This is a genomic window from Photobacterium sp. 53610 (assembly GCF_036409375.1).
In the GTDB taxonomy this organism is placed as follows: Bacteria; Pseudomonadota; Gammaproteobacteria; order Enterobacterales; family Vibrionaceae; genus Photobacterium.
In genome coordinates, this window is record NZ_JAXOFS010000005.1 from 46,595 (window position 1) to 60,723 (window position 14,129).

Consider the following 14,129-nt stretch of genomic DNA (forward strand, 5'->3'; position numbering starts at 1 on the left):
ATCAGTACACAGCGCGGTCAGTCACCGCGCTGCGGGGAGGGCACGTTATTTCACGGTGCGGGCAAAACGTTTCAGCAGCACCTGGCTTTCTTTTTCAACTTTGTCGAAACTGTCTTCGACGGTGCTGGTGCCCGCGAAAATGTTGTCGAACTCGCGGTGCATGATTTGCTGAATCTGCGGGTAGAAACCTAAACGGTAGCCTCTGGTCCAGCCGCCACCAGGCAGGCTGAGCTGTTTCACGCCGATTTCGGCATCCGGCTGCTTCTTGTAATAGCCCGATGCTTTGGCCTGCTCGTAAGCGGCTTCAGTGACCGGTACATAGCCTGTCGCTTTGTGCCAGAACACCTGAGTGTCGGCTTTGGTCAGGTAATGGAAGAAGCTGGCGACGCCTTTTTCTTCCGCTTTGCTGTGTCCGTTCAGAGCGAACAGGGCGGCACCGCCAATGAAAGTACGGCCGGCATTGTGATTGATGGAATCCCAGTAGGGCAGATAGGTGGTTCCCAGGTTAAACTTCACGCGGTTACGCAGGCCGCCGAAAGAACCGGAAGAACCCATCCACATGGCCACTTCCTGGCGCTCAAACGGGGTCTGGTTAGCATCCCAGTCTGAACCGTAATATTTGTAATAGCCTTTGTCTTCCCACTCTTTGAGTTTGTGGAAATGCATGCGCATGTCCGGCGTGTTGAACATCAGCTTGGTCGCCGGACCTTCATAGCCGTTGTTTCTGTCGGCCAGCGGCAGGTTATGACGGGACTTGAAGTTTTCAAACATAATCCAGGGGGTCAGCGACTGAGAGAAACCGGCATAGCCTTTGTCTTTCAGCCTGGCAGCAACCTTTTCTAGATCTTCATAGGTCTTGGGCGGCTGAACGCCGACTTTATTCAGAATGTCTTTGTTGTAGTACAGCACCGGGGTCGAGCTGTTGAAAGGCATGCCAATCATCTTGCCCTGATTATCGGCGTAAAAGTTGCGTACCCCGGCGATGTAATCCTTGCTGTTAAAGTCGTATCCGGCACTGACAAGAATATCCTGGACGGGTTTGGCGACGCCCGGTGCGTTCATGATGGTGGCGGCACCCACATCTGCGACCTGCAGGATATTCGGCGCTTCTCCGGCGCGGAAGGCGGCGATCCCTGCAGTCAGGGTTTCAACATAAGTACCTTTGTAAACCGGTACGATTTTGTATTCATCCTGTGAGGCATTGTACTCCTTCGCCAGATGGTTCACGGTCTCGCCAAGTTCTCCGCCCATGGCATGCCACCAGGTAATTTCGGTCGTTGCCCATGCTGAGCCGGCAAAACTGGCACCTGCAACGGCCATGACCAGTGCGCGCACAGTCTTTAACTTATTCATGCTGTTTCCCTGTTAATCAGTGTGAATGGAAGCTTACTCGGGTATCTCTGGGTTTCGTTCGAAAGTCAGTTGCTTTCGTTGGCTGTATAGTGAGTGAGCTTTATTGCAGAGATGTTGATGGCAGATGTCAGTTTGATGACGCGTGAAAAGCTTTTGAATTGACGAAGTTTTCTCGGTCTGCCTGTCCTCCGGAAAAGTGATACCTATCTGGCATAAATGAAATTCTAATCACGCTATTTTGGAAATCATCAACAGCTTGAACTAGGTTAGATTTACCGCCAGCAGGAAAATCTGATTGCCCATCGAGTGAAAGCGGCCGGAAAGAGCCGATTAAGCGTGATGTGTCTGGATCCCTGCGAAATAGCATCAGATACAAATGGAAGTGTACGACGATCATGAAGTTGTTGAAGTTGAATCTGGAATCCTTCTTTGATCAGGTTGGCAGCCTTGCTGGCCTCAAGGATTCATGGCTGGAGGTGTTCTCACTTCACGTATCATTCCCTGTCATCTGGCTGGTCCTGGCCGTGCTGGTTCTGGCGTCTTTGGGCTTGTCTGTGATCAGTCTCGTCTGGAAACAAAGATACCGTCGTTCCCGTATTCATCGTGAGCTTGCGCGTGCCAACCAGAGAATGAGTCTGGCGACGTCTGTGGCCGGGATTGGCGTCTGGGAGTGGGATGTCAGCAATGACACGCTTCAGTGGAGTCCCTATCTTTATGATCTTTACGGCATTCGTGTCGGCAGCCGGTTGTCGCTGAAAGACTGGATTATCCGGCTGAAAGACGGCGACGATGAGAAAGTCTTCCGGCTCAAGCAGCTGGCCGGCAAAAATAAACAGCAGACTTTACTCATTGATATGATCGATCCGATAGACGGTCAGCCCCGAGTATTGGAGCTGGTGGTACAGGGACTCATCAATGATGCATCCCGCTTAATCGGAACGCAGCGCGATATTTCTGATGTGATCGAACGACAGCGCAAAATGGAACAGGCCGCGCTGCAGGATAAACTGACGGGTTTACCGAATACTCGTGCTCTGAACCGGGTGCTGAAAGCGGCTTTTTCTGCCCCGGACATGAGCAACAAGGTTTTTGGCCTGATGTTTATCGATCTTGATGGCTTCAAACAGGTCAACGATACGCTGGGGCACGATGTGGGCGATGCCTTGCTGCTTCATGCGTCAAAACGAATGCGGGGTTGTTTGCGGGTTGAAGACGAAGTCTTCCGGCTGGGCGGTGATGAGTTTGTGGTTTGGGTGCCGCTGGGTGAGTACGCAGTCAAAATCAATCAGATCAGCAAAGAGAAGATTTTTGAGGATGAGCCGGACAGACGGGCGCCCCTGATTCTCCCCTGGGGAGATCACGATGAAGAGCTGACTTACCGGATGGAGGCCATTGCAGAGAAACTGCTGCATACGCTGACAGAACCCTTCAACTTCGGAGAAAACCAGTGTCGGGTGTCGGCCAGTATCGGGATTGCCCGTTATCCGTTTAACGCGAAAGATGCACAGACTTTACTGAAGCTGGCCGATTCGGCGATGTATCAGGCGAAACGTAAAGGAAAGCGCCAGTTTGCCCATTATGATCCCCAGTTGGACGAGATCAGTCAGAGTGCAGACAGAATGAACCTGGTGGTCGATCTGCAGGCGAAACGGGCCGTTGGACTCAAATGAATCGTCAAAAAGATGACGATCTGATGGTTTTAAGTGCCCCGGATGATAAAAAAGCACGACTTATGAAAAAAAAGTCCTACCAAAACAGATATTTTTTTCACACATTTTTTTTTAGATTCTAAAATTTGAGACAGAGAGACGTAAAAATTGCGGCCACGCAATGGTGAATTGAAGAGAGGGAATTCACATGAAATATATGACTTTGGGTTGGATTCATGTCAGTAACTTTATTCATCGGCTGATTCATGAAGAAAAAGGGGCATCTGCAATCGAATATGTATTAATTGCTGCGGTGGTTGCTGGGGCCATAATAGCACTAGATTTACCAGGGGTAATATCTCAAGCCGGTACTAAATTATCTACAACTGTGAGTAGTGCTAGTCAGTAGTTCTGGTTAATTTATCGTTAGAGTATGTGGTTTGATATTACAAAGTATATTAATTGTTTTACTTATATTGTGTTCAGCGCAAGACTTAAAGGAGCATCGTATTCATAATTTTTTAGTTGTTTTATTTATTTTTGGCGTTTTGTTTTTTTTACTGAACAAGGTTGATATTCAACTCGAAGGTTGGAGAATTACTAACTTATTTTCATTTTTTTTCGTGTGCTTCCTGACCTTACCTTTTTTTTATAAAGGTTTGTTCGGAGCCGCAGATGTGAAAATATTACTGGCTTTATCTGTGATCAGCTCGTTTGATGTCATCCTGAACATCCTGCTTTATAGTTTTCTCTGCTTCGCTGTATTCTGGTGGCTGTTTGTACGGGACCAGAAAGAAGCCCCCTTTGTACCAAGTTTATTGGTTGGAGTGGTGGTGTCGCTATGGATTGTGTAAAGAACAGAGCCGGAAAAACAAAGCAACATCAACAAGGTGCCGCAGCATTAGAAGCGATTCTGCTGACACCTTTAATCCTCATGATTCTTTATGCCATTGCACAATACAGCCTGATATTTGTTTCGGTTCAGATGTTTAATTACGCAGCGGAAGAATCACTGAGAAGCAGTATTTCTTATGTCGACTCAAACTGCTACTACGGCGGGTCCTGTGATACTGCAACCCTGAAGTCACAAATAGAACAGTCTGCGAAAGAAGTGGTTCAACGCTATACCGATGCGGATTCTGGATTAGGTCAATTATTTGGTCAAAGTCTGGATACGACCTGGGCTGAAAATGATACGACTGTTTCATTATTCAATGTGGATGTAACCGAGCCGGGAAATGTTTGCTGTAAAGTCACCATCACCTATAACTATAAAAAATATCCTTTCTTACCGTCTTTTGGCCTGCCAGTTCCGGATGAGCTGAAATCAACGGCAACACTGAGCCTGTAATTCTGAAAGGAAGCTGTATTTCGGCGCCAATGTTGTTTCAGTTTGGATTCAGTTGTTTCAGTTCGGATTCAGTTATGTCAGTCAGTTACAGTGAGGGAAACATGCAAGGACGCACATTAAAAATTGCTGCCGCCGTGTTGTTAGTGCTGGCATTACTCATTGGATGGTATGGCGTCAGTCTGAGCGGTCGTTCTTCGACCCAGACCGCTGCTTCGGTAACGAAGGTCGACAAACCTGCGGTCACGGTGTGGACTTTTGCCCGGGATGTTCCGCAGAACGCAGTCCTGCACGAGGACATGCTGGTTGCAACGGCGGTGACGGATGCAACGGCACTGGACATTCGTGAGATCACCCCGTTTCTCGGCCGGCAGCTGAAACTGCCTGTTGTTCAAGGCGCCCGTCTCCAGTCAGCTTTATTGCAGGGGCACCTGCCGGTTGCCCAGTCTCTGCCGCAGGGGTATCGCGCGATTGCCATTCAGGCAAGTGAGCTGACTGCTGTTGGCGGCCATCTTCATCCGGGTTACCGGGTGGATGTGATTTTTTTGCTGCGCGCGAATAAAGAGTCCGGAATCAACAGTACCGCCCGCCGGATCCTCAGCAACGTTGAAGTGCTGGCAGTCGGAGATGAGCTGAGTTTTGACGGGAAAAAGCCCGACAAAAAAACTTCCGTGAATGATAAGGCCAGAACTGTCGTTCTAGCCGTCCCTGCCAGCGATACACCGCAGTTACTGCTGGCTGAAAATACAGGTCAGCTGCGTCTTGCTGTGGTCGGTACCCAGGAGCATGCCATCCCTGTCGTGGCATCAGAAATCTCTGAAAGCCAGATTGCACACTCCCCGGTTCCTGTGCTGGGACCCAAAGTCAGTGTCTCTTCTCAGAAAACAGCCAGTATCACACCCGTGATTCCCACTGCGATGTTCACCGCGCCCAGCCATTCGACAGTCCGGGAAGTTGAAACAGGGAAACCGGATGACAGCTATGTTATTTCGCTGAAAACTCTGGGCGGATACCGGGAAGCTGAAGTGGAAGTCAAGAAACCGGCGCCTGTGAAATACCGTTATGCAGCTCCCCGGGTAGAAATCTATCAGGGAGAAAACCGAACGCTGGTTCGCACCAGTCACTGACAGGGAGAAAGTGAATGCTGCGCTTTACAAAAGGAATTTGTTTTTTGGCTGCTTTGTGTGTGGTTTCAGCGGGCCAGGCCCGGGATTTTCAGATGGATGTCGGTCAGCAGGTCACCGTGCAGGCGGGTAAGCGTATTCAGCGGGCGGCCGTTGGTGAGCCTGCTGTTGCGGGTGTGAAGGTGCTCAGTACGACCGAGCTGCTGGTCACCGGAAAAAAAACGGGCACCACGTCACTGCTGATCTGGGAACGCGGGTCGGATCAGCCGGTCCGCCATCGGATTGCGGTGAATCCGGGCGGAGTCGCGACCTCGAATGTTCAGGTTCAGACTGACATTAAAGTGGTCGAAGTCAGTAAAAGTGCGCTCAAAGAAGCGGGTTTCTTCTTCGGTAAGCAGGGATCCGGCGGTACGTTTTGGGGGATCGGAAATGCCAGTGCAATCTCCAGCGCCAATTTCAACGGGTTTCGCGGCAGTTTTCTGTCCAGCGGAGATTCGTTCAATCTGGTAATCGGTAATGTTGCGGATCATTTTCTGGGAACCGTGAGTGCGCTGGACAGCAACGGATTCGCTTATACGCTGGCTGAACCCAGTCTGGTGACCATGTCCGGGCACACCGCAACTTTTCTGGCAGGAGGTGAGTTTCCTTATCCGAAAAGCACCAAAGATGATGATGTCACCATTGAGTTTAAGGAATTCGGGGTCAGGCTGAATCTGACGCCAACGGTCATGTCGGGTGACCGCATTATGCTGAAAGTGGCGCCTGAAGTCAGTGAACTGAATTACTCACAAGGTGTGCAGGCCGCCGGTGTGGTGGTGCCGGGCCTGACGGTGAGACGGACGGATACCACGGTGCAGCTGGGGAACGGTGAAAGTTTTGTCATCAGTGGATTAGTCAGCAGAAATACGGTCAAGAATGCCAATCGGTTTCCGGGATTGGGGGATATTCCGATTCTGGGTGCATTCTTCCGTTCAACCCGGCTCGATGAAAATGATAAAGAACTCATGATGGTGGTCACGCCGCATCTGGTGAAGCCTTTCGCCAGTAACGCACCCCTGCCGCCGCTGCCTGGCGAGATGTACCGCCAGTTCCGCCCTAACTTTTTTGAACTGATTTTTCTGGATGCAGAACCCAAAGATCTTCCTGTGAAGATGGGCTTTGCCGGGGAGGGTTAAGATGCAGTTAATGGCTTATACAGCAGATCATCAGGCGAAGCTGGATGTGACTGAAGCAATCCCGGAGGGAAGTACACTCACCTGGATCGAAACCCCTGAGTATCTGAATTCCAATCTGGCGTGGCAGCAGACCCGTATTCTGATTCTGGTGGCTTCTGACTGGCCGATGCCGGACATTGACAGTTTGATGGACCATTTTGCACCCCGGCATGTCATTCTGGTGGATCTGACACCGGAAGCGCACTGGCACGGTATTCAGCAAAGTCAGACCATTCGTGAGCATTTGCATTGGTGTGAACTCGAAGGGCTGACCGACGCGATTAACCGTCTGATACAGATGGAATCCGTGAATGCGGAATCTCGTCTGGCGCTGCTGTCGCCGCGAAATGATTGCGATGGCGCATTATTGTCGATAGCCGCCGCCTGGCAGTTACAGCACCGGAATAAACAGGATGTTCTGCTACTGGATTTGGGACGGCCTTACAGCGATGTGCCCGAGTATCTGGGAAGCAGTTGTGAGCTGGATTTTTTGGCGCTGCTGGAAAAGAGAGACTATCTCAACCCGGAATGGCTGGCAGAACAGGCGCTGGATATTGCCCCCGGCATTCATGTCATCGGTATGCCTTCTTCCGATCACTACGGCGCCGTGACCATGGAAGCTTTGGTTGAAGTCATGGAGATGCTTGAAGACCGCTACTGCAACATCGTGATCAATCTGACCGGTATGCCGCCCAGTCCTTTGCTGTTTTTCATGCTCAGTCGCTGCAACCAGCACTGGCTGCTTGCCGATCAGAAAAATGTCAGCCTGAAAAGCAGCTGCGAACTGGCAGAAGCGCTTTACCAACAGGGGATCCGGCCGGGGAGTGTGAATCTGGTGTTGTCGCCGTTTTCCACGGAAGTGATGCCGGATCGGGAGATGATCGAGAAGCAGTTGCCGTTCCCGGTTCGGGGGGAACTGCCTTGTTCCCGGACGATCATCACGGATATTAATGCCAACACCCTGCTTCCTCCCAGCGGGGAGTTCAAGTTGTACGTCAAGGCCGTGGAAAAGTTGCTCTGGCTGTCGACGGAGAAATCCCGCTGGCAGTTTTCATTTGGCTGGTAGCCCGTTTGTATCCCCTCGAATGAAGGAGTGAGTATGGGAAATGACATGTTGTGGCCAAGCCGGGAAGTGATGATTCAGCATGAGGAATCATCACTGGCGCTGAAAGCGGAATTACACCGCTACATCATTGAGCAGCTGGAAGAAGACGGGCTGATGTTTGAAATGGAGCGGCAGGAAATGCAGCCCCATGTTCATGACTATGTACGCCAGTACTTTCAGCTGCATAAAGAACTCAATCAGCGTCAGAATATGCAGGCGCTGGTGGCAGAACTTCTGGATGAAATTGTCGGATTTGGCCCGTTGCAGAATTTGCTGGATGACCCGCAAATCGACGATATCCTCATCAACGGTCCGAAGCAGATTTATGTTGAACGCAGTGGTCAGTTAAGCCGCGTGCCTCTGCGGTTTATGAATGATCAACATGTGTTACGGGTGATTCGCCGCATGATCGCCCCTATTGGCCGCCGGATCGATGAGTCGAATCCCATGGTCGACGCCCGCTTGCCGGACGGCAGCCGGATCAACGCGGTGATCCCGCCTTTATCCATTGACGGGCCATGCCTGTCGGTCCGGAAATTCAAGAAAGAAGGCCTCACCGCAGACGCTTTGATCCAGAACGGCGCGATGAGCCTTGCCATGCATCAGCTGCTGAAAAAATGTGCCCAGTCCCGTTTTAATATCCTGATCAGTGGTTCAACCGGTTCGGGAAAAACCACCTTGCTGAATATTCTCAGCCATTACATCAACAGCGGCGAGCGTGTGGTCACGATTGAAGATGCGGCAGAACTGCAGCTGCGCAACGGACACGTGGTCCGGCTGGAAACCCGCCCGCCAAATTCTGAGGGGAAAGGCGAGGTGACGGCGCGGGACTTGCTCAAAAATGCGCTGAGGATGCGGCCGGACCGGATCATTCTGGGGGAAAGCCGCGGGGCTGAAGTGCTGGATGTGCTTCAGGCCATGAACACCGGCCATCAGGGGTCAATGAGTACTCTGCATGCCAACTCCCCCCGCGACGCTCTGGTGCGGCTGGAAATGATGGTGACACTGGCTGGTTTTACGTCGACGGAGTCTTTAATCAAACAGATTATTGCAACGGCAATCGACATGATTGTTCAGGTTTCCCGGTTGCCAAACGGGAAGCGGGTCATCACTCACATTGTTGAAGTCCAGGATGTTGCCGATGAAAAAATCCGGATTCAGGAGCTGTATCAATATCACCCGCAGACGGATGATTTCATGACAGTTGATGCCATGTCGGTGCATCTGCGCAAGAAGCTGGGAGAAGACAGATGAACAGCCTGATCGTGATTGCGATGCTGCTGTTGCTGATCAGCTGTGGGCTCATGATCATCGCTACCCGCCAGAGTAACTCTGGCGAGAAGCCAGTGAATCTGGTTGATCCGCGTGAGCCAAAGGCACGGAGCCGGGATCGCATGCTGGAAGGCTGGCAGCGACTGGGTCTGAGTACGTCTCCGGTCAGTCTGATGTTTTATGCCGCCTGTATTTTATTCGGCCCTTTTTTGCTGGCGCGGATGACAGGCGTGAGCGGGCTGGGCATGGGACTGGCCAGCTCGGTGGGTCTGATTCTGCTGCTGGGACAAATCAAAAAAAGTAATACACGCCGGAAGATTCTCCAGCAGCTGCCAGGCTTTATCGACCATATCAACCGGCGGGTTCATGTCGGGATGTCGCTCAATAAAGCGGTTGAACACGTACTGCAGGCCATGAATGACCCATTACATGCTGTGGCGGAGCGCGCGGTTCAGCGGATGTCTCTGGGAACGGAGCTGTACGATTCTTTTCACAAAGAGGCAAGGATTACCGGCGTGAAAGAGTTCGCGCTGCTCGCTGCTGTGTTCAAGGTCAATCATCAGTTCGGCGGCAGTGTGACCGCAGCACTCACAAATCTTGTTGAGTTACTGCATCAGCAGGAACGCAGTCAGCGGGAGCTGAAATCAATGACAGGGGAAACCCGGATTACGGCCTGGATTATGGGTCTGGCACCCACGGTGATGGCGATTTATATGCTGGTGACGAATCCGCAGCAGCTGTTGTCGATGTGGGCCGATGAAACGGGCCGTCAGGCGTTGATTGCAGGGCTTGGGGCGCAGTTATTCGGCGGCCTGGTGCTTTGGCGGATGATCCGGTCACTGTAGATATGGGGGCATCTTTTGTCCGGTGGCCGCCGTCTGTTTGGAGATGATCTTCTTCTGGCGTAATTCCTGCGCGGGATGAGGAATGGGTGTTGAAGGAATATGCAGGAGAAACACCATGACAATCACAGCTTATCTGATTATTGCGAGCCTGTTGTGCACTGTGAGCGGGGCAGGGCTGATTTACTGGTCTCTGAAACTGCAAAAAGCGCGTTATGTGGAAGAGAATCTGGCGAAATCGCTGGGCAGGCCGCGAGCCGGGGAGCGGGTCATCCGGCGCGGGCAGTGGTTGTGGGGAAAAACAAAACGCAGCAATGCCTCTTCTTACTTCAATGAAATTCTGGAGATGATGCGTAAAGCCGGTTACATCACGAACCGTGAGCAAACGCTCTGTGTGTTCCGTCTGGCGGCGGTGTGGTGTGCCATCCAGCTGGTCTTTGCCAGTCAGCTGATTCAGGCGGAAGCAACGCTGAATCATAAAATCAGTCTGATGCTGGTCAGCGCGATGGGGACTGCTTATTTCGCGATTCAGTGGCTGAAGAAAAAGGCAGCCAGACGGACCCGTATCATTGATGAAGAACTCATCATTGGCCTGCAGGTAATGAAAATTCTGTGGGATGTGGGTCTGTCGCTGGAAAGTCTGTTACGCACGTTAACCCGTGAACTGTCCGATCTGACTCCGGAACTGAACAAAGAGCTCAGGCTGGCGTTGAGCAAAATTGAAGCGGGTCAGGAGCGGGCTTCCGTTTTCAGTCAGATCGCCAGAGTGAACGAGTCTGCCGGGATGCAGGATTTACTCACGATGCTGGCTCAGGTCTCTGAAACCGGTGGCAATATGTCTGCATCACTCAATCAGTTGTCGGTGCTGTTGCAAGACAGACGGCGAACTCAGTTACAGGAAAAAGTCACCAAACTGTCGGGCAAGATGTCTGTGGTGATGATGATATTTCTGTTTCCGGCCTTGTTTGTTGTGCTGGCCGGTCCAGGGTTTATGGCGCTGCTCAACTCATTCAGCAGTTAACAGCAGCCAGGACAACAGATCTGGAAGTGGATAGCAGGAAATGAACAGGGATGGATGCATGAAAAACGGAAAACAGGGACGATCTTTTTGGGTGAGTGGTTTGCTGGCGGTGGTGCTTACTGGTTGCAGTGTATCGCCGCAGGATGAGAGTGCACATGAAACGGCCAACAAAGATGTGCAGTCCGGTGCCTGTGGCGAAACTCTGGTTGCGAAAGACGGTATGAAGCTGGCGATGGTGAAGCAGCAGATGGCGCAGGGGCAGTATTACCTGGCGCTGGCTGCGCTTGATGAGCTGAAGGAAGATGGCTTGAGTGTCCGGATCATGCGGGCCAACAGTTACCGGAAACTCGGCAAATGGGATGAAGCTGCCCGGCTATACCGGAATTTGGCGGACACTTGTCTTGCCGGAGAGGCTTATCACGGTCTGGGCTTGATTGCTTCCTATCAGGGGCAGATGAATGCAGCAATGGACTGGATGGAAAAAGCAGCGAAGGCCGCCCCTGTGGAGGCGGATGTGCGCAATGATCTGGGATTTCTGCTGCTGGTCACCGGCCAGGATCAGAAAGCCAGAGATGAGCTGATGACAGCCCTTGAGCTGAATCCGAATCATCCGAATGCGGCTAAAAACTTATGGTTTATTTTACTGAAAAATAACCAGAAACAGGCTGCCGCCTCACTGGCTTCCCGTTTCGCATGGGGGGAAGCAGAGCAAAAAGAAATGATGGATGCCATCGCTGTTTTCCACCCGTTACAGTTGGATCCATCTTAACCGGACAGTCAACAGACAGGAGTACTGGGATGAAAGGGACAAACACAGCTGCGATTGCTTTTCTGAGTGTCATCTTGCTGAGCAGTGCCGCAGGGCATGCAGCAACTTTCCCGCCGAAAAAGGTGAATGAAGACCTTACAGAAAAGACACAAAGTCAGATCAGTGAATATCCGGAAAAAGCAACGGCTCAGTTGAAACCTGTTGTCCGGCATCAAGGTAAAAACATGACTCAGCTTTGGCTGAATATCCAGACGCGCGGTCAGATGGCGACATCTGAGACCGATAGTCTGACCCCGGAAGCAGCCAAGGCGACGCAATTGCGGATGCAACAGAGCTTCAGTCATCCGATTCCGGATAAATTCATTAAAGATGACTTTACCGGCAGTTAACTGACGTTCAGGAGAAACACTTATTCAGGGCTGTCATTCCCCCGCAGGGAAAGGAGCAAAATCATGTTGTGTGCATCCGGTGATCAATGGTCATCCATGGCTCGACAGCGCGGTGCCGTCGGGCCGGGGCTGATCTTACTGATGATCAGCATGGTGCTGTTTCTGTCACTGGCAGTTGATACCGGCCGGTTGTACATGGAAAAACGTCAGTTACAGAAACAGGCCGATCTGGCGGCGCTCTCGCTCAGCAGAAGCGGCTGCTATCTTGACGGCAGTACAGAAGATAAAGCGCAGGCGCTGATTACACAGATGAAAGGGAATCTGAAGAATAATGGATTTGACCCGGATGCTAACGAGTATGAGGTGTTGTTTGGAGCCGCTAGTATCAATCAGGCCGATTCCCGATGGGAGTTTGATCCGGATAATTCTGTGAAATCTGCTGGGAAAGTTACCCTGACAAAGACGGTACCGGCAAGTCTCCTGACTCAAATGACTTCCGATGAGCGCGTCACACTCTCGGCATCAGCAACGGTCATGAAGCGAATGTCCGTCGGGTTCGGTGTGGGGTCGCGAACCATCGATGTGGGCCTGACCAATTCAGTGCTGGGAGCTGCGCTCGGAGGCGAGCTGTCAGTGGGATCTTATCAGGGGCTGGCAGACACTCAGGTACGTTTGGCCGGGCTGCTCAGCGCAATGAATGATATGGGCTTGCTGGCAGTGGATGTATCTGCCGGTACAGTAGAGGGCATTTTAGACACACATCTGACGGTTGCACAGTTCATTGAAGCCAATATTCAGGCGGTGAGTGAATATGCGGTGCTGGATGCGGATGTATTGCCTGCACTCACCCAGTTGGATAGTCTGGCGAAGGTTTCCGCTCTGTCGCTGACCCTGTCAGACATTATTCAGCTGGCGGCAGGCTCAAACGATGCCATGAATGATGAGATCCACCGTGCTGCGCTGGCCAGTAAAATTACTTTGTTTGATTTGGTTTCAGCGGCGATTTATGCGGCGAATAAAGATAACTTTTTGCTGATTCCCAATCTGGATGTTGATCTTGGTGTTGCCGGACTGGTAGTGGCTTTAAAAGTAATTGAGCCGCCTCAGTTTCAGATGGGGGTGTTACCGGCAGAATTGAATGACGGCTTCGTCACCTCGGTCACTTCGGCTCAGGTGGAACTGAAACTTAAGGCGACACTACTGGATGGTGGTCTGGATTTAGGGTTGATTGCACTGAATGTCGGTACGATTGGTCTCAGCGCAGAAGTTGCGAAAGCCGAAACCTTTTTACTGGATGCGCATGGCTGTCTGCTCACCGGAGCGGGAGCCGGAGTGACGCTGGATTTTGCGACGAAGCCTTCCGTCGCAAACATCAAAGTTGGTGATGGTGGCCCGCCTAATGATTCTGCCAATTTTGGTAATGTCGAGGATCCGATCAGTTTGGGTGCTGAGGTTCGATTATTGCTAACTGATATACCGGTTACTGTGAATATAGCTGCGGATGTACCGGCTTCCACGGCCAGTTTTATTGAGCACAGTGACACAATTGATCGGGATGCTGATTTGCCTCAGATTGTTGAGACATTGACCCTGCCTGTTGGGGCAACGCTGAATGACACACTGAGTAATATTGAGCTGACTGCTGAGGTGGACGCTGTCGATCTCGGCTTGCTCAGTGACGTAATTGACTCAGTGTTGAGTTTATTAACGGACTCTGTGCTGCCACTGGTCGGCACTTTACTGAATAGCCTGTTTATGGCCGTGCTTGATCCATTGTTGTCAAATGTCCTCGGGATTCAGGTCGGCACGGCAGATGTCTTCGTTTCATCAATTGATGTTGATGGTGGCGGTTTAATTCAGTAACCCCGTACATGCATGGTGCAATGACTTCTCTGTGGCGACACTGGAAGCGGTCGACTGGAATAACCAACGCGGCGATAGTGCTGGAGTGGATCAGATCCAAAGACACTGCCTTTGATAAAGAATTGAAAGATTTCCTTTTAACAATTAAACCGATTGCACACCCACAATCCTGTTTTTGCT

General features: G+C 51.4%; 14 protein-coding genes. 13 read left to right on the top strand and 1 reads right to left on the bottom strand.

The features are described 5' to 3' along the window. Positions 1 to 45 precede the first annotated feature (45 nt). Positions 46 to 1,353 (bottom strand): sn-glycerol-3-phosphate ABC transporter substrate-binding protein UgpB, encoded by a 1,308-nt coding sequence (gene ugpB / locus SPK40_RS14155; RefSeq protein ID WP_330960869.1) that lies wholly within the window; start codon positions 1,351 to 1,353, stop codon positions 46 to 48. Positions 1,354 to 1,748: 395 nt separating this feature from the next. Between ugpB and SPK40_RS14160 the strand changes: the two genes are divergently transcribed. The 13 genes from SPK40_RS14160 (at position 1,749) to SPK40_RS14215 (ending at position 13,949) form a co-directional block, all read left to right on the top strand. Further along, positions 1,749 to 3,023, top strand: a complete 1,275-nt coding sequence (locus SPK40_RS14160; RefSeq protein ID WP_330960870.1) for a sensor domain-containing diguanylate cyclase — start codon at positions 1,749 to 1,751, stop codon at positions 3,021 to 3,023. Between the two features lie 187 nt (positions 3,024 to 3,210). Next, complete coding sequence (locus SPK40_RS14165; RefSeq protein ID WP_248143016.1) at positions 3,211 to 3,411, top strand: Flp family type IVb pilin; 201 nt, start codon at positions 3,211 to 3,213, stop codon at positions 3,409 to 3,411. Positions 3,412 to 3,442: 31 nt separating this feature from the next. Beyond that, positions 3,443 to 3,856 (top strand): prepilin peptidase, encoded by a 414-nt coding sequence (locus tag SPK40_RS23015; RefSeq protein ID WP_442957580.1) that lies wholly within the window; start codon positions 3,443 to 3,445, stop codon positions 3,854 to 3,856. Beyond that, complete coding sequence (locus tag SPK40_RS14170) at positions 3,844 to 4,353, top strand: TadE/TadG family type IV pilus assembly protein (RefSeq protein ID WP_330960871.1); 510 nt, start codon at positions 3,844 to 3,846, stop codon at positions 4,351 to 4,353. Before SPK40_RS23015 ends, SPK40_RS14170 begins: the two co-directional genes overlap by 13 nt. Before the next feature lie 101 nt (positions 4,354 to 4,454). Then, positions 4,455 to 5,477 carry a Flp pilus assembly protein CpaB gene (gene cpaB / locus SPK40_RS14175; RefSeq protein ID WP_330960872.1) on the top strand — a complete coding sequence of 341 codons (1,023 nt, stop codon included), beginning with the start codon at positions 4,455 to 4,457 and terminating at the stop codon, positions 5,475 to 5,477. Positions 5,478 to 5,491: 14 nt separating this feature from the next. After that, on the top strand, positions 5,492 to 6,649 hold the full coding sequence (locus tag SPK40_RS14180; RefSeq protein ID WP_330960873.1) for a type II and III secretion system protein family protein: 1,158 nt from the start codon (positions 5,492 to 5,494) through the stop codon (positions 6,647 to 6,649). A gap of 1 nt (position 6,650) precedes the next feature. Beyond that, on the top strand, positions 6,651 to 7,754 hold the full coding sequence (locus SPK40_RS14185) for an AAA family ATPase (protein ID WP_330960874.1): 1,104 nt from the start codon (positions 6,651 to 6,653) through the stop codon (positions 7,752 to 7,754). Positions 7,755 to 7,787: 33 nt separating this feature from the next. Continuing rightward, positions 7,788 to 9,047, top strand: coding sequence for a CpaF family protein (locus tag SPK40_RS14190; RefSeq protein ID WP_330960875.1), 1,260 nt, complete (start codon positions 7,788 to 7,790; stop codon positions 9,045 to 9,047). After that, the gene (locus SPK40_RS14195; RefSeq protein WP_330960876.1) at positions 9,044 to 9,910 is read left to right on the top strand and encodes a type II secretion system F family protein; all 867 of its coding nucleotides are present in this window, start codon (positions 9,044 to 9,046) and stop codon (positions 9,908 to 9,910) included. Before SPK40_RS14190 ends, SPK40_RS14195 begins: the two co-directional genes overlap by 4 nt. 115 nt (positions 9,911 to 10,025) lie before the next feature. Next, complete coding sequence (locus SPK40_RS14200; protein ID WP_330960877.1) at positions 10,026 to 10,928, top strand: type II secretion system F family protein; 903 nt, start codon at positions 10,026 to 10,028, stop codon at positions 10,926 to 10,928. 58 nt (positions 10,929 to 10,986) lie between these two features. Then, positions 10,987 to 11,697, top strand: a complete 711-nt coding sequence (locus SPK40_RS14205; protein ID WP_330960878.1) for a tetratricopeptide repeat protein — start codon at positions 10,987 to 10,989, stop codon at positions 11,695 to 11,697. Between the two features lie 29 nt (positions 11,698 to 11,726). Continuing rightward, positions 11,727 to 12,086, top strand: a complete 360-nt coding sequence (locus tag SPK40_RS14210; RefSeq protein WP_330960879.1) for a DUF3613 domain-containing protein — start codon at positions 11,727 to 11,729, stop codon at positions 12,084 to 12,086. Positions 12,087 to 12,149: 63 nt separating this feature from the next. Further along, positions 12,150 to 13,949: a pilus assembly protein TadG-related protein gene (locus SPK40_RS14215; protein ID WP_330960880.1), complete on the top strand. Its 1,800-nt coding sequence runs from the start codon at positions 12,150 to 12,152 to the stop codon at positions 13,947 to 13,949. Positions 13,950 to 14,129 lie beyond the last annotated feature (180 nt).

Bases quoted from the DNA above. Each gene is read 5' to 3' on its own strand.
- SPK40_RS14170 (WP_330960871.1), top strand. From the start codon at position 3,844: ATGGATTGTGTAAAGAACAGAGCCGGAAAAACAAAGCAACATCAACAA.
- SPK40_RS14185 (WP_330960874.1), top strand. From the start codon at position 6,651: ATGCAGTTAATGGCTTATACAGCAGATCATCAGGCGAAGCTGGATGTG.
- ugpB (WP_330960869.1), bottom strand. From the start codon at position 1,353: ATGAATAAGTTAAAGACTGTGCGCGCACTGGTCATGGCCGTTGCAGGT.
- SPK40_RS14215 (WP_330960880.1), top strand. From the start codon at position 12,150: ATGTTGTGTGCATCCGGTGATCAATGGTCATCCATGGCTCGACAGCGC.
- SPK40_RS14160 (WP_330960870.1), top strand. From the start codon at position 1,749: ATGAAGTTGTTGAAGTTGAATCTGGAATCCTTCTTTGATCAGGTTGGC.
- SPK40_RS14195 (WP_330960876.1), top strand. From the start codon at position 9,044: ATGAACAGCCTGATCGTGATTGCGATGCTGCTGTTGCTGATCAGCTGT.
- SPK40_RS14200 (WP_330960877.1), top strand. From the start codon at position 10,026: ATGACAATCACAGCTTATCTGATTATTGCGAGCCTGTTGTGCACTGTG.
- SPK40_RS14205 (WP_330960878.1), top strand. From the start codon at position 10,987: ATGAAAAACGGAAAACAGGGACGATCTTTTTGGGTGAGTGGTTTGCTG.
- cpaB (WP_330960872.1), top strand. From the start codon at position 4,455: ATGCAAGGACGCACATTAAAAATTGCTGCCGCCGTGTTGTTAGTGCTG.
- SPK40_RS14190 (WP_330960875.1), top strand. From the start codon at position 7,788: ATGGGAAATGACATGTTGTGGCCAAGCCGGGAAGTGATGATTCAGCAT.
- SPK40_RS14180 (WP_330960873.1), top strand. From the start codon at position 5,492: ATGCTGCGCTTTACAAAAGGAATTTGTTTTTTGGCTGCTTTGTGTGTG.
- SPK40_RS14210 (WP_330960879.1), top strand. From the start codon at position 11,727: ATGAAAGGGACAAACACAGCTGCGATTGCTTTTCTGAGTGTCATCTTG.
- SPK40_RS14165 (WP_248143016.1), top strand. From the start codon at position 3,211: ATGAAATATATGACTTTGGGTTGGATTCATGTCAGTAACTTTATTCAT.